The sequence below is a fragment of the Pseudomonas sp. NBRC 111124 genome (genome assembly GCF_001320245.1).
GTDB lineage: Bacteria > Pseudomonadota > Gammaproteobacteria > Pseudomonadales > Pseudomonadaceae > Aquipseudomonas.
The window spans coordinates 83980-104938 of sequence record NZ_BCBA01000027.1; the positions used below are offsets into that span (position 1 = coordinate 83980).

At 60.3% G+C, this 20959-nt stretch carries 18 protein-coding genes and 1 pseudogene; 7 read left to right on the forward strand and 12 right to left on the reverse strand.

From position 1 onward, the window contains the following. Positions 1-10 precede the first annotated feature (10 nt). From APH28_RS11350 to APH28_RS11370, 5 genes are all read right to left on the reverse strand, one after another. Complete coding sequence (locus tag APH28_RS11350) at positions 11-880, reverse strand: ABC transporter permease (protein WP_009681609.1); 870 nt, start codon at positions 878-880, stop codon at positions 11-13. Next, a complete protein-coding gene (locus tag APH28_RS11355; protein ID WP_009681610.1) occupies positions 873-1943 on the reverse strand; it encodes an ABC transporter ATP-binding protein in 1071 nt (356 codons plus the stop codon). The genes APH28_RS11350 and APH28_RS11355 overlap by 8 nt, the downstream gene beginning before the upstream one ends. A 40-nt stretch (positions 1944-1983) precedes the next feature. Continuing rightward, positions 1984-3015: an ABC transporter substrate-binding protein gene (locus tag APH28_RS11360; protein WP_009681611.1), complete on the reverse strand. Its 1032-nt coding sequence runs from the start codon at positions 3013-3015 to the stop codon at positions 1984-1986. Between the two features lie 245 nt (positions 3016-3260). Further along, positions 3261-4178, reverse strand: a complete 918-nt coding sequence (locus APH28_RS11365) for a LysR substrate-binding domain-containing protein (protein WP_009681612.1) — start codon at positions 4176-4178, stop codon at positions 3261-3263. Between the two features lie 151 nt (positions 4179-4329). Next, positions 4330-5472, reverse strand: coding sequence for a hypothetical protein (locus tag APH28_RS11370; protein ID WP_052161961.1), 1143 nt, complete (start codon positions 5470-5472; stop codon positions 4330-4332). 171 nt (positions 5473-5643) lie between these two features. Here APH28_RS11370 and APH28_RS11375 point away from each other — a divergent pair, with 171 nt between their 5' ends. Continuing rightward, on the forward strand, positions 5644-6588 hold the full coding sequence (locus tag APH28_RS11375) for an RES family NAD+ phosphorylase (protein WP_225317930.1): 945 nt from the start codon (positions 5644-5646) through the stop codon (positions 6586-6588). Here the strand turns inward: APH28_RS11375 and APH28_RS28050 are convergent. After that, positions 6527-7677 (reverse strand): IS3 family transposase gene (locus tag APH28_RS28050; protein WP_099814507.1). Its coding sequence is split into 2 segments (ribosomal slippage): positions 6527-7443 and positions 7443-7677, totalling 1152 coding nucleotides; the frame shifts between segments, so codons are not numbered across the junction. The genes APH28_RS11375 and APH28_RS28050 overlap by 62 nt on opposite strands. Before the next feature lie 255 nt (positions 7678-7932). Here APH28_RS28050 and APH28_RS11385 point away from each other — a divergent pair. The 5 genes from APH28_RS11385 (at position 7933) to APH28_RS11405 (ending at position 11631) form a co-directional block, all read left to right on the forward strand. After that, positions 7933-8262, forward strand: a complete 330-nt coding sequence (locus tag APH28_RS11385) for a hypothetical protein (RefSeq protein WP_009681987.1) — start codon at positions 7933-7935, stop codon at positions 8260-8262. Between the two features lie 94 nt (positions 8263-8356). Further along, positions 8357-9325: a DUF932 domain-containing protein gene (locus APH28_RS11390; protein WP_033959465.1), complete on the forward strand. Its 969-nt coding sequence runs from the start codon at positions 8357-8359 to the stop codon at positions 9323-9325. A gap of 75 nt (positions 9326-9400) precedes the next feature. After that, entirely contained in the window at positions 9401-10405 is a 1005-nt protein-coding gene (locus APH28_RS11395; protein WP_034023887.1) for a YqaJ viral recombinase family protein, read from the forward strand. An 87-nt stretch (positions 10406-10492) separates the two neighbouring features. Then, positions 10493-11386 carry a hypothetical protein gene (locus APH28_RS11400; protein ID WP_009683520.1) on the forward strand — a complete coding sequence of 298 codons (894 nt, stop codon included), beginning with the start codon at positions 10493-10495 and terminating at the stop codon, positions 11384-11386. Between the two features lie 56 nt (positions 11387-11442). Continuing rightward, entirely contained in the window at positions 11443-11631 is a 189-nt protein-coding gene (locus APH28_RS11405) for a hypothetical protein (protein ID WP_009683519.1), read from the forward strand. Between the two features lie 329 nt (positions 11632-11960). On the opposite strand, the pseudogene APH28_RS29475 reads toward APH28_RS11405, so the two are convergent. Further along, positions 11961-12145: pseudogene (locus tag APH28_RS29475) on the reverse strand (transcriptional regulator); the annotation flags it as partial. Positions 12146-12296: 151 nt separating this feature from the next. Further along, the gene (locus tag APH28_RS11415; RefSeq protein ID WP_009683518.1) at positions 12297-12986 is read right to left on the reverse strand and encodes an isochorismatase family protein; all 690 of its coding nucleotides are present in this window, start codon (positions 12984-12986) and stop codon (positions 12297-12299) included. A gap of 124 nt (positions 12987-13110) precedes the next feature. Between APH28_RS11415 and APH28_RS11420 the strand changes: the two genes are divergently transcribed. Further along, positions 13111-14022 carry a LysR family transcriptional regulator gene (locus APH28_RS11420; RefSeq protein WP_052161962.1) on the forward strand — a complete coding sequence of 304 codons (912 nt, stop codon included), beginning with the start codon at positions 13111-13113 and terminating at the stop codon, positions 14020-14022. On the opposite strand, the gene APH28_RS11425 is transcribed toward APH28_RS11420, so the two are convergent. The 4 genes from APH28_RS11425 to APH28_RS11440 form a co-directional block, all read right to left on the reverse strand. Then, a complete protein-coding gene (locus APH28_RS11425; RefSeq protein WP_023101486.1) occupies positions 14013-15494 on the reverse strand; it encodes an NCS1 family transporter in 1482 nt (493 codons plus the stop codon). The two genes, APH28_RS11420 and APH28_RS11425, sit on opposite strands and share 10 nt — an antisense overlap. Before the next feature lie 142 nt (positions 15495-15636). Next, entirely contained in the window at positions 15637-17397 is a 1761-nt protein-coding gene (locus APH28_RS11430; protein WP_009683515.1) for a hydantoinase B/oxoprolinase family protein, read from the reverse strand. Positions 17398-17414: 17 nt separating this feature from the next. After that, the gene (locus APH28_RS11435; RefSeq protein WP_023101487.1) at positions 17415-19505 is read right to left on the reverse strand and encodes a hydantoinase/oxoprolinase family protein; all 2091 of its coding nucleotides are present in this window, start codon (positions 19503-19505) and stop codon (positions 17415-17417) included. A 117-nt stretch (positions 19506-19622) separates the two neighbouring features. After that, positions 19623-20948 carry an MFS transporter gene (locus APH28_RS11440; RefSeq protein ID WP_009683512.1) on the reverse strand — a complete coding sequence of 442 codons (1326 nt, stop codon included), beginning with the start codon at positions 20946-20948 and terminating at the stop codon, positions 19623-19625. Between the last annotated feature and the right edge of the window lie 11 nt (positions 20949-20959).

The following is a 20959-nucleotide window of genomic DNA, read 5'->3' on the forward strand; positions in this document are numbered from 1 at the left end:
CTGCGATCACTCATACGAACACCTGCTTGAATTTTCGCTCGATCAATCGATTGCTGCCGATCACCACGAAGACAATGGCAATAAGCAAGAGCACCGCAATGGAAGCGCCCAATGGCCAGTTCATCGTGGAGAGAAATTCATCGTAGATCGCCGTGGTGACGACTTTGACGCCGCGACCGCCGATCATCGCCGGCGTGGCGAAGGCCGAGGCAGACAAGGTAAAGACGATGATCCCGCCAGACAAAATACCCGGCATCAGCTGCGGCAGCACAACGCGCCTGAAGGTGGTCACCGGGCCGGCCCCGAGGGAGCGGGCCGCATGGGCAATCTGGCCATCGACTTTTTGCAGCGTGCTCCATACCGAGATCACCATGAAAGGCATCATCACATGGGTCAGGGCAATCACTACCCCGGTCAGGGTAAACATGAGCTGTAGTGGCTGGTCGATCAGACCGAGTGCCATCAGCGCTGAGTTGATAAAACCTTCACGTCCCAACAACAGCGACCATCCCAACGTCCGTACCACCACGGAAATGAGTAACGGGCCGAGTATCACGACGAAAAAGCCACCTTGCCATGCGGGCCGCATGCGCGAAAGGATCAGCGTTTCAGGAACGCCAATGGCAATGCAGACGGCGGTGACGCCCAGTGACATCAAAGCGGTACGGGCAAACAGCTCGTAATAGAAACTGTCGCTGAGTACCTCCAGGTAACTGGCCAAGGTATAACTGTTTTGAGTGCCACTCATGGCGTCGAACACATTGAATGAAAGCATGCCAGTCAATGCGATGGGTACGACGAGCAACCCTAGAAACAACAGGAGCGCGGGCAGCGAGAGTACCCACTGAGCACCATTGGCGCGGTAGGTAGTGTCAGCCATGGGCGGCCTCCGCGGATACGACCTGCAGGTCGCCGTCGCCCCAACCGATGCCGACCGTTTCGCCTTCTTGAGGCTGGCGCTCGCCATTGTTCGGTGCTGTCATCTTCAACGCGCCCAAGGCGCTTTCGATTTCGTAATACCACAGGCCACCGAGGAACAAACGTGATGCAATACGCCCCTCGGCTTTCCCAACGCCGGGCGGGGTGAAGCGGATGCGCTCAGGCCGGATGAACAGCATGGCGTCGTCGCCCACCTTGAGCTGCTGCCGGTTCGCGGGCACGACGATGCCGTCCAGGTGGACCAATGCCTGTCCCTGGGAGATGGACTTCACCTTGCCCATGAGAATATTGGTCTGACCCAGGAAGCGCATGGCGAAGCTGGAGGTGGGCTGGTCGTAGACATCTTGAGGCTTACCCAGCTCTGCGATGCAACCGTCGGCCATCACAGCGATTCGGTCGCTCATTGTCATGGCTTCGACTTGGTCATGGGTGACCAAGATAGTAGTAATGCCGAGCCGGCGCTGGAGCGCCCGGAGCTCAACATGCATTTCACCCCTGAGCTTAGCGTCGAGGTTCGACATAGGCTCATCGAGCAGCAAGACACTCGGACGGATCGTCAAAACCCGTGCGATAGCGACACGCTGCCGTTGGCCACCGGACAACTCCCGTGGATAACGCGCCCCGAGCCCCGACAGACGGACCATCGCGAGCGCTTCTTCGACACGCGTCGCCAGCTCTTGTTTAGGCACTTTGCGCATCTGCAACCCGAAGCCGACGTTTTCGGCAACGGTCATATGCGGGAACAGTGCATAGCTTTGGAATACGATGCCCATGTCACGTTTTTCAGGCAGCATGCTGGTGATGTCGTTGCCACCGAGATGGACAGAACCCGTGGTAGGGGAAATAAATCCCGCGACCATCTGAAGTGTCGTCGTTTTTCCGCATCCCGAGCCACCCAGCAGCGAGATGAACTCACCGCTCTTAACCTCTAGGTCCAAGTTGCGCACAGCGGTAAAGCCGCCCGAATAGGTTTTCGAGAGCCCTCGGATAATCAAATTACTCATGGCCAATACTCACTATTATTATCATCGTCGAGAAAAGCGCTCACTCAACGGTACGGCTCCACTGTTTTGTCCATTCAGCACGTTTACGGTTAACGGTGTCCCAGTCTATCGGCACCAGCTGCGCAAGCTTCTCTTCGCCATAAGGGACCTCTTCGGCCAAACCCTCTTCGAGCTTGGCTTGCCGGTTGACGGGGCCGAAGCCCTCGGTGGCGAACTTGGCCTGCACACTGGGAGACGCCAGGTATTGAATCAGCGCTTGAGATTTTTCTGCGAGCTTATTCCCGGAAACTACACAGGCCGAAGCAATAATGGCGGGTGTGCCTTCTTTTGGATAAACAAACTCGATAGGAAAGCCTGTTTTTTTCAACGCCACGGCACGGTTGCTACCCCAGACAGCAATATCGATATCGTTGCTCTGGAACATCTGCGCTAATTGGGCATTCGAAGAGGTCCACGCCAATACATTGGGCGCGACATTTTCACGAACGGCTTTGAAGCCTGGGTCCATATCATGCTCACCGCCACCGTTGATGCGGGAGAACATGATCAAGGTATTTAGGCCGAACGTACCGGAGATAGGGTTGGAGGCGACGCGCTTGGCATATTTGGGGTCCGCGATGTCGGACCACGATGTGGGCGCCGCCCAACCATTCTTGGCGAAGACTGCTTTATTGTAGGCAATGCCCGTCGCCACCAGCCCGATACCGACCGCCTTACCCTTGAAGTTCGAGGCTGCGGCGATATCGTAGATGTCCTGATACACCGGCGACTGCGCCAAGTTATCGCACAGGCCAAATTGCACGGCGTAATGCATGGGGCCGTCGTCAAACAAGGCAACGTTGATTTGCTGACTGGCTCGCTGCGCTTGCAATTTGGCAAGGTTTTCACTCGAGCTGCCCGGCACATAAACGACGTTGACATCATGCTTGGCTTCGAACTCGGGAAGGATGACCGTTTCAAAGGTCTTTTGAAAGTCGCCGGAATACCCTGCGAAATAGAGCGTGTCTTGCGCATACGCGCCGCTGCTAAGCGTAATGGCGCTGGCCAATGCAAAGGTGTTGATTTTTTTCATGTCAGCTTCCCCTCCTCACGCGAGTTAACGAGGCAGTGGTCCGCCTCTGTTTTGACTCAATTGGGTAACATCAGTCGGCAGAAGCCCAGCTTCAATGCACGGACTATAATTGTTGTCTTCCAGGAGACGCTTAGCGCCCCAGTTCCGGCTGAACACAACGTTAAGGGGAGCAGCGGTGGACAAGCAAATAGAATATCGCCTTGGCCTATGCACTGGTGATATACCCCCCCTCCCGGGAGCAATCCCTACGCCGGCGCTTTACACCCGAGGCTCTCGAGTTCGCGGGCCAGCACGTCTTTGACGGTCGTCACGAAGTCTGAAATCAACCGATCGTTCGCGCGCTCTTTGGGGTAGATGATGTACCCCTGATGTTTTACGGTGGGCAGAAAAGGCCGCGTCACCATGCCCGAATGGCGGTAATCCAATGAGGCGAGCGGGTTCACGATCGATAGGCCTAGCCCCTGCATGACCAGCGAACAGGTGATTGAACTGTAAGAGGTCTCTAGGCGAATGTGCCGGTCAATACCGGCGTTTTCAAAATGGGTGTCGACCAGTGAGTAGCCATGTTCGGTGCGGGGCAGCGAGATGAAAGGCTCATTCGCCAGGTCCTGGGGGGTTATCACGTCCTTGCGTGCGAGCCGATGGTCTGCAGGCATCACGCAGACGGCGTCTACCTCATACAGGTGCTCATAGGCCAGGCCATAGTTGTTATTGACCTGGGAGACCAAGCCGACATCACAGGTTTGATCTTCAACCCAGCGTGCCACTGTCGTTGCGTGGCCGGTATGGATGGACACGCTGACTTCGGGCAGATTTTGACAAAACTGCTGCATCACCCTGGGCACCAGGCCCAGCGCAAGCATCTGTACTGCGGCGACCGTCAGCGCGCCACCGCTGAACCGCTTGATCCGCTTGGCGGCTTCGTCCAGATGGTGCAGCCCCGCAAAGCTTCGTTGTACCTCCTTGAAGAAGGACCGGGCGTCACTGGTGGGCACCAGTCGCCCTGGCAATCGCTCGAAAAGTTTCAAGCCGGTTTTTTGTTCAAGCAGCGCAATCGCTCTGCTCACATTAGGTTGTGAGGTGTGCAGCGTCTGCGCGGCCGCAGTGGTTGAGCCCGACAACATGACGGCCCTGAACGCCTCAATTTCAGAGAACCTCATCATGGAAAAGTCTCCAATATCGCTTTCTCCACAGCGCCAATATTCAGCTTGCCGGTATGCCGAATCAGTGTTTCAGCCTCTCTCAAAGCAATCACCCCCAATGCAGGACTCGCGCAGCGCTGCGTTAAACGCTTAATGTACCCCAGGTCCATCATCACACGGCGACGGGATGCTCCTTCGCTGCGCCAGGCTCGACGATGGCGGCGCTCAGTCTTGCAGCAACCCTGCGCGTCGGCGATTCGTCGTAATTATCACCTGTTAGTCGCAGCTTACGCCTGTGGTCTTCCTCGGCGCCAAACGCGGCCTCAATCATGATGAGGTGCGCCATCACTTCATCGATGCCGTCAGAAAGAAACGCACGGACCAGGAAGTGTTCGACAGGAGTTGAGAAAAGCTCCGACGCTTGGGGGCTAGCTACACGCAGCAGCTCCCACCTGGCTTCCAGTGCCTGCCGCACATCCTCGGCGGTTGCCCAAGTTCGCAGCCACATAGGGCGTTCGGCTTCCTCCCACTCGTCGTGGTCCACTTGGAAGGAGCACGGCTCCCACGTCAGCCGCTCAGGGTGGGGCGGCGGGTGCGGGAAAGCGCACAGGTCATCGTCGAGGGTATAGACCCAAGGCAGCCGGAAACCCCGCCAGTCCACTTCGGTCATCTCGGCCCAGTCTTCCCATGGCGCCAGTAGCAGGAAAAACAGTGCACGTTCTACCGCAGCGGGGAAGCGCCCGCTGTGGGGAACAATCTCGCCCAGATCCTTTCCGATGGGGAAATCCAGCCAGGAGAACTGGCGATTGCCCGATTCGCTGCGAACAGATACGTCCTCCTCTACGACCATCCAATGAAACTGGGACAGGCGCTGAGCGTCCAGCTGCATGTCTGGATAGCAGCGCTCTAAGCGGGGCGCATTGAACAAAACCTCAAGTTCGGTATCGGCGAATCGACCCATCCGGGCATTGCCAAACTGGAAGGACGGGAGCTCATCGGCCATATCGAGCGGGCAGAGGTAACGCCGCTTAGTGGTGGTACGTTGAAACTCATGAGCCAACAGGCCAGCCACCTTAGCCATGTCTGGCATGGACGGGTTAGACAGATGAGGGGTGCTGCATGGCAGCCCCAGCGACCTAAGCGCATTGCCGATGGAGACCTCCAGCCCGAAGGTGGATTTTCCGCTGTAGTAGCGTTTGGTGAGCAACTCCTTCAGTGCGACGAACTCGCGGCTGCTCCAGAGATTCTGCGAGCCAGGTGGCGGGATGTCCCACAGCGCTTGAAGGGCAGCGACAAGAGATTTATCTGCGGACATGAGTGGCTCGACCCTCCCTGGAATATCTGTTCAAATGGTCCCTGATGGAGATTACCTTAATGGTACAGTGCAATCAGCTGCTACTTTTTTGGGGCTACATGGGCGCTGCAAGCGTTGCTAAATAGATGGCTCCAGCCCTATGCATGAGAAAAGAAACTTCAGGAAGAAGCGATGATTTGTATTGAATGCGTCACTCCGGAACCTCTCAAGAAGCTGTTCGATGCGCACGGGCAGGAAGCTGGCTGCAAGTATTGCCAGCGCCGTGGCAACGCAATTGAATCCCAGATTCTATTTGAATACGTCTATGCCCGGGTCCGTGAGAATACTGCCCGTAAGGAGAATCTCTCGGACTACGAGATTGGCATGTTGTATGGGGCTAGGGTTGAGCTATTCCCAATTGCAGAAATAGATATTGTTCTCTCAGAATGGTTTGATCTCGGCAACGAACCATATTTCGACGATTTGTGTAGCGGTGTTCCAGACGAATTCAATCTAGATGACGCCGGCGACACTACGCACTTTTATGGCGAAGACGACGCGATGGAAGTAAACCTCTACGAGGGTCCTTGGAACCAGTTCGTTGAGGGTGTGCAATACACGCACCGGTTCTTCAACGCGAATGCCGGAAGATTTCTCGACTCGATTTTCTCCCTGCTGGTCGCCGATAACGAGCGCCTTAAGTCTGAAGCTATACGGACCATGGCCAATGGCGACTTGATGTACCGTGCGCGCCTTGCTAAAGGTTTCAGCGATGCGGAGAAGATAATTAATGATCCCGCAGGCCAATTCGGCCCTACTCCGACATTCCTTGCAAGCAGTCAAAGGATGACGCCGAACGGTATCTCTGCTCTGTACTGCGCGCTGGAGCGAGAGACCTGCCTGAGCGAAATACGCTCCATCACCGGGGACCATGTGGTGAGTACGGCGCTGACTCCAGTCGCCGAGCTGAAGCTCCTTGACCTCACAGCTCTAGAACAGCTTGAACCTCCGGATCTGTCGCTCCTGGACGTAGGGTTTCGTGAGACGGTACACCGCATGAATCGCCCCTGGTTTCCTAGACACTCTCCAAGCTCAGGAAATAGCGTTTCTCATACTCTATTGGAAACAGCTGCATAGCACTGCTGTGTCGGCGTTTAGGGTTATAGAACATTTCGATGTAATCGAAAATATCACTTCGGGCTTCTTCACGGGTTGTGTAGATCTTTCGTCGGATGCGCTCCCGCTTCAAAAGTTGGAAAAAGCTCTCGGCTACGGCATTGTCGTGGCAGTTTCCCCGCCGACTCATGCTGCTGATTACATTGTTAGCCTTCAAGCAGCTTTGCCAATCTGAGCTACTGAACTGACTACCTTGATCTGAGTGAATCATCACTTGCTGCTGTGGCTTGCGTCGCCACACAGCCATCAACATTGCGTCGATAGCCAGGTCGCTGCACATCCTTGGCTTCATTGACCAACCAATTACTTGGCGTGAGAACAGATCCAGCACTACCGCTAGATAGAGCCATCCTTCATAGGTGCGGATGTAAGTGATATCTGTCACCCAGACCTTGTTCGGCTCACTGACCTTGAACTGCCGCGCGAGGTGGTTGGGCGAGGCCACTGTTGGTTTTCCACCGTAAAACCCTGGACGCCGCCGATAGCCCGTTTGCGAACGTAGCCCCTCCGCCTGCATCAAGCGCCCGACTCGATTTCGTCCGCATTCCTCTCCCAGCTCACGTAGGTCATCGTGAATTTTGCGGTAGCCGTATACACCTCCGCTTTCTAGCCAAGCGTGCTTGATCAAGCCAAGCAGACGTTGATCTTCTTTTGCTCGGGCAGATTGAGGCTCGGCCAGCCAGGCGTAGTAGCCGCTGGGGTGCACCTTGAGGGTTTGGCAAAGGCGCCGCACCGGGTAATCAGTCGAGTGCTTCTTGATGAAGGCGTACTTCAGCCGCACTCCTTGGCAAAGTACGCGGCGGCCTTTTTTAAGATGTCTCGCTCTTCAGTCACGCGCTTGAGTTCAGCGCGTAGCTTGCGCAATTCGGCCTGCTGATCGTCGTCTTGCTGACGCTGCTCTTGGGGCTTGGTGTAGACCTTGATCCAGGCGTAAAGGCTATGTACGGACATGCCCAGGCGCTGGGCGACATCGGCGACGGGTTTGCCTTTCTCGGTCACTTGCTTGACCGCTTCGATCTTGAACTCTTCGGGGTAACGCTGACGACTCATGGCACCTCCTATTTGGGCCTCATTATGAGGCTTGGAGGTGTCTACGAAACCAGGGGCGATTCAAAGGGCTATCTCTGCACGATGGAGTTTGAGCGACGCTACGCGAGCAGTAGCTATCAGCACTAATCCCGGCCTGTCTCTGCCGATTGTGGCTCGTTACGTCATTGGTTTCGCTTCTGAAATGCGACCATTCGACTCGAAAAAATCTCAACCACACATTATCGCGATGACATAAGCACCAAGGAGGTTAGCCCCATGTCATTGCAGTGCCCTCGCTGTCACTCCCCAAAAATCGCTTCCTTCCATCACGCCATGAGAGTCGGCGCCGCCGTCGGCACCCTTGGCGGTATTGCACGTAGCGTCAGCGCAGCCCTGGGAGGTGGCCAAGCTGGCGCAGCTATCGGCGCGTTCGCCGGACCTGTCGGTATCACCCTAGGTTCCGTGTCTGGTGCCATTCTCGCCGGCCTGGCCGGCGGCGTAGGCGGGTGTGCGCTAGGCGCCCAGCTTGGCGAGTCGCTCGACCGCCACGTCCTGGCCCACAATCTCTGTCTGCTCTGCGGTCATCGCTTCAACCTGCCAGTCTGATCCGGCCCTTTCTCTCCTCTCATTTCAATCGTCCGGTCGGTGCTGCGCCTGGCGCGGCGCTTTATGCCGGCCTGCACCCAAAGGAATCGCTCACATGGCACATCTCGTCGAAACCATGGCCTACGCTGGCGCTACTCCGTGGCATGGCCTGGGCAATCAGCTCACTCAGAAACAACCCATCGAAGTCTGGCAGCGTGAAGCCGGGATGGACTGGCAGATCCTCGAAAGTCCCGTGCATTTCAAATCAGAGGTCACGGGCCATCTGGGCGCAATTCACTCCTTCCCCGAACAGAAGGTGCTGTTCCGTTCGGACACCAAAACCCCGCTGTCGGTGGTCTCGCAGCGCTACCACACCGTGCAGCCTCGGGAAGTGCTCGAGTTTTACCGGGACCTCACCGAGGTATCCGGCTACGAGCTGGAAACCGCTGGCGTGCTCAAGGGCGGGCGCAAGTTCTGGGCGCTGGCGCGTACCGGGCAAGGCGCTGCGATCAAGGGTAATGATCAGGTCAACGGCTATCTGCTGCTCGCGACATCCTGCGACGGCACCCTGGCCACCACTGCCACACCCACCACTGTGCGCGTGGTGTGCAACAACACCCTGACCATCGCCCTGGACGGCACCAGCCGCGCGATCAAGGTGCCGCACAACACCCGCTTCGATCCGCAAGCAGTGAAGAAACAGCTCGGTATCGCCGTATCCCAGTGGGATGACTTCATGTACCGCATGCGCGCGCTGGCCGAACGCAAGGTGCAGTGGCATGAGGCTTTGGGATTCTTTATGGGCGTGCTGTGCGAGACCAGCCCGACCGGCGCCCTACCGGAGGTACTGCCCAACGAGCGTGCGCTACGCAAAGCCCAGGAGCTGTACGAAGGCCGTGGTCGCGGTAGCCAGCTGGACTCTGCACGTGGCACAGCTTGGGGCCTACTCAACGCCGTGACCGAGTACGTCGACCACGAACGTCGTGCCCGCAGCAACGAGTACCGCATGGACTCGGCCTGGTTCGGCCAGGGGGCACAGATCAAGCAACGCGCTCTGGATGCCGCGCTACAGCTCGCCGCTTAGCCCTCACTTACTTCAACCCTCGCGCCCGGTCAGCCTTGTGCTGGTCGGGCGTTTTCATGTCTGCAGGTGAATACCATGAAAGCAACGTCATTGAACGGCAGCTCCCGCAAAGCCCGCCCGGCCCTGCGCCTGGTCAGCACCAAGGAGCTTCCGCGCGAGGACTGGCTGCAGATCCGTAAACAAGGCATCGGCAGTTCGGATGCCGCGGCTGCCGTGGGACTGAATCCCTACAAATCGCAGCTCGAACTGTGGCTGGAGAAGACCGGCCGCGACACTGCGCTGCCTAAGGGCGATACCCAGGATGAGGAAAGCCCGATGTATTGGGGCAACGTCCTGGAACCCATCGTGGCCTGGCACTACAGCAAGCGCACCAAGAACAAGGTCCGCCGCATTAACGCCGTGCTACAGCATCCGGATCCGGAGCTGCCCTGGATGCTGGCCAACATCGACCGTGAGGTAATCGGTGCCGACGATGTGCAGATCCTCGAATGCAAGACCGCCGGCATAAACGGGGCACGTCTCTGGAAGGAAGGCATCCCCGAGTATGTCGAGCTTCAGGTGATGCACCAGCTCGCCGTCACTGGCAAGCAGGCTGCGGATGTAGCCGTGCTGCTTGGTGGCCAGACGCTGGAGATCCACCGCATTGAGCGGGACGAGCAGATGATTGCTCGCCTGATCGAGCTGGAGTGCAAGTTCTGGCGCTACGTGGAGACCGACACACCACCGCCAGCCGACGGGACGGCATCCGCGGAGGCAGCGCTACGCTGCCTGTATCCGGAGGACAACGGTCAGGTAGTCAACTTCAGCAGCCATGCTGGGCTGACTGCCGCCTATATCGAACTGAAGGCCCTGCGGCAGTCGATGGCCGACAAGGAAAAGCGCGAGGCCGAGCTCAAGCAGATGCTGCAGCAGGCCATGGGCGACGCCAGTCGCGCGGAGTTCTCCAGCGGCTACGTCAGTTGGCGCAAGGCCAAGGACAACATCGGTTTCGATGTCGCGCAACTGCTCAAGGACAAGCCGTACCTGCAGGCCAAGTATCCGTTGCTGAAGCCCGGTGCGCGGCGCTTCCTGGTCGGCTGATTTCCTCCTCCATCACCCCTTCCCCCTTGGCCAGTCCATGCAGTTCGCGCTGCGTGGCTGGCCTTTTTCATTTCCAGGAGCACCACCATGTTGAAAGGTCTCGCACTCATCCCTCCCGCACTCGGTCGCATCTCCATTGGCAAGGTCGTCGAGAAAAACGGTAAGCGTCTTCCGGAGAAGGATGACCAGTTCACCATCACGTCCCAAGTGCAGGGCCGGGATGGCTGGCTGTTGCACCCGCTCAACGATGAACTGCGTCAGGGCAAGGACGACAAGCTGCGTAGCATCCCGGTACGTCTGCTGTTCAACGAACCGGAATTGAACTTTCGCGCCGACTACACCCTGTTCGACCGGCAGTCGGGACGGCCACTGTGCGTCGGTAATGGCGAAACCTGCAAGCGCGTCACTCAGGACGGTATGCAATCGCTGCCCTGCCCTTCGCCGGATGCCTGCCCGCTGGCCAAGGGTAATGCCTGCAGGCCCTATGGCCGGCTGAACGTGGTCATTGGCGAGGAGGATCCGCTGGGCACCTTCGTGTTCCGCACCACCGGCTTCAACAGCATCCGCACCCTGGCAGCCCGGCTACATTACTTCCAGGCCATTTCCGGCAATCGCTTGGCCTGCCTGCCGCTGGAGCTGCGCCTACGCGGCAAGTCGACGCGCCAGAGCCACGGCACCCCGATCTTCTACGTCGACCTCACGGTACGCAACGGCATGGGCATGGCTGAAGCTCTGCAGCAGGCGGGCGAGCTCGCGGCGCAACGGCAAACCGCCGGCTTCGATCAAGGGGCGCTGGATGAGGCAGCCCGCCGGGGCTTCGGCAATGGCGCCTTTGAGGACAGCGAAGAAGACAGTCACGCTGTGATCGAGGAGTTCTTCACCGCCCCAGAGCCAGCCAGCTCGACCGCCCCCGTTGATTCACAGGCGGCGCCCAAATTCCTCGCAGACAAACTGGAAGCCCTCGCCTCACAGCCCCACTGAATCCCACCTGCCTGCGCTGCCGTCATCGGCCAGGCAGGTTTTCTTGGAGACTCACTATGCTTCTACTTCGATTTCTACTCCACCTGCTCATCTTCATCGGCGCGCTCGCGGCCGCTGCTACGGTGGTGCTGAGCATCTTGCTCATGCTGCGCTTCCCGCCGCTGCTGCTCGCCGTGGTCCTGGCCTGCTGGATGCTGAATCGCCTGCTCAGATTGCTCTGCCCACGCCCGGGCAATCCCTGCTGAAAACCCCCAGCGACAACCGCCAACCAGTCATCACCAGCGGCTGTGCATTCGGCCGTTATTACCACGAGGAACCATGATCAGATGCTTAATCTGCGAGTCCAAGGCCATTCTGACGCGGGACGTTGCCAAGGGCATCGCCCTGCTGGTCAGCCTGGCCGACAGTGCATTGCAGGGGGCTCAGGAGGCGGACACAGATACCCCAACCCTGGGGTCGCCAAATATCACTTCGGAGGGTTCAGGTATTTGTGCCTGCGCTGTGGATCGCTGTTCGATGAGCCGGGTACAGAGGAGGCGTCCGAGCCCGCCATGTAGTCGCCATGATTCAGCGCTCAGTCCTGGCCGAGCCGGGCAACCAGGCGCTCCACCATGTCCATGACAAGCTCACGGTCTGCCGCTGTCAGCCGGGAAAGAAGGTCATGGAGCCTGCGGGCCTGGTCCTCCGGGCGGGAGCTCCCTCGGTCAGCAGGTCGGCTGTTTCGCAGTTGAAGATAGTTGCCAGCTCGACCAGACGCTCATGATGATTCTTGGGAGGACCGACCTTAACAATCGCTTAGCTTGCAATCAATGAGCCTGGCGTACAGGTGTGTTTCAGCCATGCGGCTGGACAAACGCAACGCGCCATGCTGAAGCCCGGCTTCAGCATGGCGCGGGTCACACCCGGGCGGTCAACGTTTGCCAATGCTAGCCAGGTAATCCAGGCAGCTGTCGACGGTTTCCACGTCGGCGAACTTGGCATCAATGTCAAACAGGTTCCAGGCCACCGCGCCCGGTACCCGGTCGCCGATGCACTCTTTCACGGCGATGGTGCGGAAGCCTTCGGCCAGGCCGTCGCACAGGGTGGTACGCACGCAAGCCGAGGCCGTCACGCCGGTCACCAGGATGGTGTCGACCCCTGCCGAGCGCAGGTACCCGGCCAGCGAGGTGCCGCTGAACGAACTGGCGCGCTTCTTCACCAGCACGAACTCGCCATCGACTGGCGCGATGCGCGAGTCGATCGCCCAGAGGTTCTCATCGGCCTGGTTGACCACGTCCACCGGGATCTTGTTGTGCCACTGGCCCATGTCGGTGTTGGGGTCATGGCGGTCGGTGTTCTGGTAGCAGGTGGTGACGTGGACGATCGGGAAGTGGTTGGCACGGAACACCTTCATCAGGCGCTGCACGCCGGGGATGATTTCGTCGTCGATCTTTTCGCAGGTGAACGGGTTGCCTGGGCGGGTCCAGGCGTTGGCCAGGTCGACGTTGATCAGCGCCGGGCGCTTGCCGAAGCCGATACGGCGCTGGAAGCCACGCTCCTTGTAGAGCTTGGTCGATTCTTCGAAGGCGCGTTCGAGCATGGTCATCAGGTCTTGCGACATAGTGAATCTCCCCAGTGGGTCGTTGTGAGCGGTTCGGCAAGGAAGGTTTGCCTTGACCTGGAACTCACGATAATCTCGGCCACTGATGACATCCAATTCATTGTTGGCGAGCATTGATACCAAAATGAGCATTAATATCCGCTTTGATCTCAAGCAGATAAAAGCCTTCGTCCGCGTCGCGCAACTGCTGCATTTCAAGCGCGCCGCCGATGCCCTGTTCATCACCCAGCCGGCTTTGAGCCGCCTGATCAAGGCGCTGGAAAGCGAGCTGGGGGCGGAGTTGTTCATGCGCACCACGCGCCATGTGGCGCTGACCGAGGCCGGTCGGCTGTTCTTGCAGGAATGCCAGCAGGTGTTCCGCCATATCGAACGCGGTATCGACCTGGCGCGTAGCGCCGCGGCGGGGGACATCGGCCACCTGACCGTGGCCTACAACGACTTCGCCATCAACGGCGCGCTGCCGGGCATTCTCGAGCGCTTCAAGGACCTGCACCCGGATGTGACCGTGGAGTTGCTGTACATGCCCTCTCACGAGCAGTACAAGGCGATCCGCGATAGCCTGATCGACGTGGGGTTCCTGCTGGGGCCAATGACCGAGCCGGACATCGCCTCATTGCCGGTGAACCAGGAACGCATGGTGGCAATTCTGCCGTCACGGCACCCGCTGGCCGGACAGGCCACTTTGCGCATCGAACAGTTGCGCGACGAGCGCTTCATCTTCGGTGCGCCCAGTGGCTGGAGCCTGTTCCGCGACCAGGCGTTTCAGCTGTGCCAGCGCGCCGGTTTCAGCCCGAACATTCACCAGGAGGCCACCACCAGCATCGGTATCCTCGGGCTGGTGGCGGCCAACATGGGGGTGTCGCTGTATTCGGAATGCGCCTACCGGATCCAGCGCGAAGGCGTGGTCATCGTGCCGCTGCAGGACGAGCATGCCCAGGTGCAGACCATCGCCGCGTGGAACGAGGAATACCAGAGCCCTACCGCCGCGCGTTTCAAAGCCCTACTAGGGCACCGAGCTGCGGAGCTTCACGCCTGATCTGATGGCGTAAGGCCGAAGCGATCGGTACTGGCATCGTAGCGCCAGTCGTGGCCGACACTGCTGGCCAGCCACTGCGCGCCATTGCCGGTGAGCTCTTGCTGGGGATAGCGCCGAACGATCCAGAACTTCATCAGCATGGCATGGATCACCAAACCGCTGACGAAACCGACTACAAATGCCCAGTCACCGGAACAGTACGCCAACACGCTGGCCGCAGCCCACGCTAACAAGCCGGCAGGGTTGAAACCGCGCCAATAGTGGAATTGCCCTTGCAGCTCATACAACTGCGGCACGTTCAACCGGCGTCGCCGAATCAGGTAATAGTCAGCCACCATGATCCCGCCAATTGCCGAGAGGAACGATCCATACGAAAACAGGAAGGCGAACAGGTTATCGAGGATGGCCCACGGCATCGAAAGTGTACCGATGACTCCCGCGATCATCACTGCAGTCGGGTATCTGACTCGTGGTGCTCCAGCATTGACGAAGGTCAGCGCCGCCGGGATCAGGTTGGCTGCAGTATTGGTCGACCACTGTGCCAGCACCACCAGGACCATCAGCACGACCAGGCTCAGCCCGGTGCTCTGGGCCTGGATGACATTGATTGGATTCCAGTCTCCGGCGGCGACGAAAGATGCCGCGCCAATGACCGCGATCCAGGTCTGAGTCAGCGGTAATGCGACCAGTTGAGCAAGAAAGATATGCCGGTTACGAGACAGGAACCCCCGAGCATTGACTGGTGTCCGCACGTAACGGGTGATATTGGGAATGTCGATGGCCAAGGTCGACCAGAAAGCCACGTTAGCCAGGAACAGGGTAATGATGGTCAGCTGCTTGTCGCCGACGAACGTCCAGATATTGACCCCTTTGGTGACTGCCAGCACATCGAGGGTCAGGTACATCCAAACCGAGATGGCAATGATCGCCGGCGCTGCGATGGACGAGAGAAACTCTACCGCCTTGATACCCAGCGCGGTATTGATGATTTGCACCACTGCGAAGATCACATACCACAAGGCCCAGTTGTCGAACCCGGTCAAGTACTCGACGATACCGCTCAGGGCCAGGGCGCCGAGGTAGGTCTGGATACCGAACCAGATCGCCGCGACCAGGCCGCGAAACAATGACGGAATGTGTGTGCCATGCACGCCGAACGGCGCTCGCAAATACACCGCGAAAGACAAACCATGTTCGGTACCGATGTCCGCGGTCAGGGTCATCAGTAGCGCCAGGACGATGTTGGCCAGCAGAATGATCGCTACGACCTGTGGCAGCGGCAGGCCGGCAACACCCGTAGCACCCAGCTGGAAGGTGGCGATCATGAACGCGATACCGATCCAGATCCAGGTGAAACCCAGGGTACCGATCGAGCGATGTCGTCGTTGTACCGGAAGAATCGACGGTTCCAACAGGTTGTGACGGGAGACGGCCGGAGTCGGTGAGACAGAAGTCAATTCGGGGCTGTTCATCGAAGCACCTGTGCATGAATGGAAGGCGCAACCTACCTGCCATGGCGATGGCCGCAGGCTCTTGGGGAAAGGAACGAACGTGGGCAACGGCCTTTGCTGGCGAATAGCAACCCAGCAAAGGCTGCGGCGGGCAGACCTGTGGTCAGCCCTGCAGTTGCTGGCGCCGGGCGCGGGTGGCCTCGATGTCCAGGCGCACCTGCTCGTCGAGCACCACTCCGTACACCTCAAAGGCCTGTTCGAGGCTGCAGAAGTCATCCAGCACGTCTTCGCGCACCTGCTCGGCACTGCGTTCTAGCGGGTTGCCATAGCCACCGCCACAGGGCGAGTAGTAGGCCATCACATCCCCCGCCTTGGACGCGTACCCGGAGAACTTCGACGGCATCGACACCACCTGCCCGGGGCTGGCGACATTGTAGATCTCGGTCTTGCCTACCACCCCGTCGCAGCCACCGAACACCCCCCAGGGCACATCGAAATGCCGTTCGCTTTCGTGGGTGATGAAGCCCGCCGTGAGCACCCGCTGGGCCTTTACCACACCGATGCCACCGCGGTACTTGCCAGCGCCTGGCTGCACATCGTCACGCAGCTCGTAGCGGTCGCAGATCATCGGCAGGTGCATCCCCAGGTCTTCGATGGGGTTGTTGCGGGTGTTGGCCATCAGGTTGTCGATGGCATCGGGCCCGTCGGATTTCGGCCGCCCGCCGTATGCCCCTTCGTTGACTTCGAGGAATACCCAATAGTCGCCATCGGCCTTCACCCCGGAATAGGCAGCGAAGGAGATCGACGCCGAGCTGCCGGCGATCACCCGCTCCGGCAGCACCGGGGCCAGGGCCTTGATGATGAGATCGATCATCCGGTTGCACTGGGTGAAGCGCGCCTCGGCAGCGGCTGGGAACACTGGGTTGAAAATCGTGCCCAGCGGCGCCACGACGCTGATCGGGCGGAACGACCCCTCGTTGGACGGCACCGGGCTGGGCAGCGTGGCAGCGTCGAGCAGCAGCTTGCGGAAGGCGGCGTAGGCGGCCACCTTGCACGAACCTTCGAACGGCACGTTATAGGCGGTTTCGGTTTGCAACGCCGAACCGGTCAGGTCCACCTCCAGGGCATCACCGCTCACTTTTACCGTGACCACCACCGGCAGGCGCCGCTCGCGGTTGCGGCCGTCGTCGTCGAGGAAGCCTTCGGCGCGGTAGTCGCCATCGGGAATCTGCGCGATCTGCTGGCGCATGATGGTTTCGGCGTAGTCGATCAACTGGTTGATCGCGGTAAAGCTGAAGTCCTTGCCGTAGCGGGTCAGTAGTTCCTTGAAGCGCCGGGCGCCCAGCTGCGCCGAGGCCACCTGGGCTTCGATGTCGCGAATCAGCTGGTCGGATGCACGGCTGTTGTAACGGAACATCTGCACCAGCGCTTCGTTGCGCACACCGCGCTCATAGAGCTTGAGCCCGGCCATCAGCATGCCTTCGGCGTACACGTCGCCTACGTCGATGATCAACCCCGGCGTAGCTGCGCCGATGTCGATGTGGTGCGCGGTGTTGCCGGAAAAGCCCACCAGCTCGCCTTCATGGAAAATCGGCACGATCACCGCCAGGTCCGGGCTGTGGCTGGAGCCGTGATAGGGATGGTTGTGCACCACCACATCGCCCTCGTGCCAGGCGCCACCTTGCAGGGTGGCCTCGATGCCGCGCAGGTAGGCCGGGATCGAGCCGATGTGCATCGGCGTGGATTCGGACTCGCAGATGGTCTGGTAGCGGGTGTCGAACAGCCCGGCGCCCATGTCCTGGGACTCGCGGATGATCGATGAGAACGACATGCGGTACAGCACGTGGCCCATCTCTTCGGCGATGGTCTTCAAGGCGCCGCTGATGACTTGCAGGGTGATCGGATCGACCGGTTGCGTATTCATGGCTGTGTCCTCTGGCGTTACTGGCGGGAGATGATCAGGTTGCCGTGGGCGCTCACCCTGGCCACCCAACCCGGCGGCACCAGCGAGGTGGAGTCGTGCTGCATGAGCATGGCCGGGCCTTCGATGTACTGGCCGGCGTGCAGCTTGCTGCGGTCATAGCGTGGCGTGGGCAGGCACTGGCCATCGTCGAACCAGGTGTCGCGCTCGTAAAGGAAGGCCTGGCCGGTGTCGCTGTCGACCGCCGCCGGCAGCGGCTGCCAGGCCAGCTTCTCGGACTGGGAATGGCCGATGACACGCAGGCTGACGACTTCCACCGGGGCATCGGCGTAGCAATAGCCGTAGTCCTGCTCATGCACTTGGTGGAAATGCGCCATGACCTGGGCAATGGCCTGGTGGTCCACCCTGCCGCCAGGGATCAGGGCACGCAACTCGAAGCCCTGACCGTCGTAGCGGCATTCGGCGATGCGGGTCAGCTGCATGCAGGCATCGTCCACGCCATCGTTGCGCAGTTGTTGCCGAACATTGGCTTCCAGTTCCTGCAAGGCGCTTTCGAGCCGATTCAATTGCGTGTCGTCGATGGTATTCAGGGTGCACAGCAACGAGCGCAGGGCCTCGTACTGCAGGTCGGTGGTCAGCAGGCCTGCGGCGGCGGTGATGCCCGGCGCTGGCGGGATGAGCACCGACTTGGCATTGACCTCATCGGCCAGCGCCGGACCATGCACCGGCCCTGCCCCGCCGAACGGCATCAGCACGAAATCGCGGGGGTCGATACCACGGGCCACCGAGTTGGAACGAATGGCCAGGGCCATGTTGTTGTTGACCACCCGCAGGATGCCCAGGGCCGCCCGGTGCACGCTAAGGCCCAACGGCTTGGCGATCTTCGCCTCGATGGCCTGGAACGACAGCGCCGGGTCGATCTTCAGGTCGCCGCCCAGCATCTGGTCCGGGTCCAGACGGCCCAACACGATGTTGGCGTCGGTCACGGTGGGCTCCTCGCCACCGCGGCCGTAACAGGCCGGGCCGGGGTTGGAACCGGCCGAGCGTGGGCCGACCTGGAAGCCACCGGCCGGGTCGATGAAGGCCACCGATCCGCCACCGGCACCGATGGTGATCAGGTCGATCATCGGCACCAGCACCGGGTGCCCGGACACGTAGGAGTCGCGCGGGTTCATCACCTTGATCTGGCCATCGACCAAGGTCGAGATGTCCGCCGAGGTACCACCAATGTCGACGGTGATGATGTTGCGCTCACCGTCGAGCCCAGCGAAGTAATGCCCGCCCATCACGCCACCGGCGGGGCCGGACATGAGGATGTTCACCGGCCGCTCGCAGCAGCTTTCAACGGTGGCCACACCGCCGTTGGACTGCATGATGCGCAGGTCGGCCTGGATGCCGTTTTCACGCAGCTGGCTGGCCAGGTGGGTCAGGTAGTGGGCGGTGCGCGGTCCGACGTAGGCGTTCATGGCCGTGGTGGAAAAGCGCTCGTACTCGCGCATCACGTCCACCACATCGGTGGAGCAGCAGACGAACGCCTCGGGCATCACCTTCTGCACGATGGCCTTGGCGCGCAGCTCATGGGAGCGGTCGAGGAAGGCGTACATGAAGCCGATGATTACGGCCTGCACGCCACGGGCCTTGAGCAACTGCGCGGCCTCGCGGACTTCCTGCTCGTCCAGCGGCGTCTCGACCTGGCCATGGGGCGGTAGGATGCGCTCGTTGATGGCGATGCGGTTACGCCGACGCACCAGCGGTGTGCTCTGCCATGGCACATCGAACTGCAGCGAGAAGTTGTAGGGCCGTTTGTGCCGGCCAATGTGCAGAATGTCGCGGAAGCCCCTGGTGGTGAGCATGCCCACCTCGGCGCCATTGTGTTCGATGGAAATGTTGGTCGCCACCGTAGTGCCATGGACGATCAGGTCCACTTCTTCGGCGCCGATTCCGGCCTTGGCACACAGCTCGAGAATCCCGCGCATCACAGCGATGGACTGGTCTTCGAGGGTGGTGGGGACCTTGTGGGAAAAGATCCGCCGGCCGATGGAGTCGCGCTCCGTGGTTTCCAGGATCAGGTCTGTGTTGGTACCGCCGACATCTACGCCTATACGGGCCATTCTGCGTCACTCCTGGTGATCGCGAATGCACTCGGCAACTGCGCCGCCGAGCCGATTCGCACGTGGGTCTTATGGTTGTTGTTGAGGTGCGGGGGCCCCAAGCGGGGCCTGTTTTTTTTATGCCAAGGGGTTGGCGGGTTGATCGGCGGCGTGGCTCAAGGGGCGCCCCGCCGTCTCCGGCAACGACAGCCCGCCCGCCAGGGCGAACAGGGCGATACCGGCCAGGTAATAGGCCGGCGACAGCGGGTCACCGCTGCGCTCGATCAGCCAGGTGGCGATCAGCGGCGCGGTACCGCCGAACAGCGTGTAGGCCATGTTGTAGGTGATGGCCGAGGCGGTGTAGCGACTGCGGGTGGGGAACACTTCCGACAACAGCACGGCCGTGACCACACCGCACAGCACCGCGCCGATGGCCAACAGGAATGCCCCCGCCAATGCTGGGTAGAACAACCCGGAGCGCGCCAGCAGAAACGCCGGGTAAATGGTCAGCACCAGCCAGGCGGCAGCCGTGACCATGGTCGGGCGCCGGCCAACGCGGTCGGAAAAGCGTCCGGCAAAGGGGCAGCAGGCTGCGGCGAACAGCAAGGTCAGCAAAGAGATCAACAGCGCTGTGGGCTGCGGCTGGCCGCCTTGCAGTTGCAGGTAGGTCACGAAGTAGGTGGTGCACATGTAGAACGACAGCGCGGTCAGCGAGATGAACGCCGCCAGGCAGCACATCGCCCCGCCCTGCTCGCGCAATGTCTGGCCCAGCGGTGCATGCACGGCACGCTCGGCGCTAGCCAGCGCCTTGAACGCCGGCGTCTCGTCCAGGCGCCAGCGCAGGTACAGGCCCACCAGCCCGAGGGGCGCGGCGATCAGAAAGGGCAGGCGCCAACCGAAGGTTGCCATCTGCTCGGCTGTCAGCCAGCGGTTCAGGGCATAGGTGACGATGGCGGCGGCCGCGAACGAGGCGAAGGTCGACACCAGCGCGGCACTGCCATAGCGGGCGCGCTGCCCGGCCGGGGCGTGCTCGATGAGGTAAATGCAGGCACCGGCGTATTCGCCACCGGCGGAAAAACCCTGCACACAGCGGATCAGCGTCAACAGCAACGGGGCGGCCAGGCCGATGCTGGCATAGGTCGGCAGCAGCCCGATCAGGGTGGTGGCTGCGGCCATCAGCAGGATCGTGATCGACAACACCCGGCGCCGCCCGAAATGGTCCCCCAGCATGCCGAACACCAGCCCGCCGAGCGGGCGGAAAGCAAAGGCAACGGCGAACACGGCAAAGGTCTTGAGCAGCGCCGTGGTGCTGTCACCCGAGGGGAAGAACAACTGGGCGATGGTGGTCGCCAGAAAACCATACAGGGCAAAGTCGAACCACTCGACGAAGTTGCCGATGGACGCGGCCCAGACCACGCGTTTCAATTGCTCCGGCGCGACCGGCTGCTGCGACGTACCCGACATATCCACCTCAC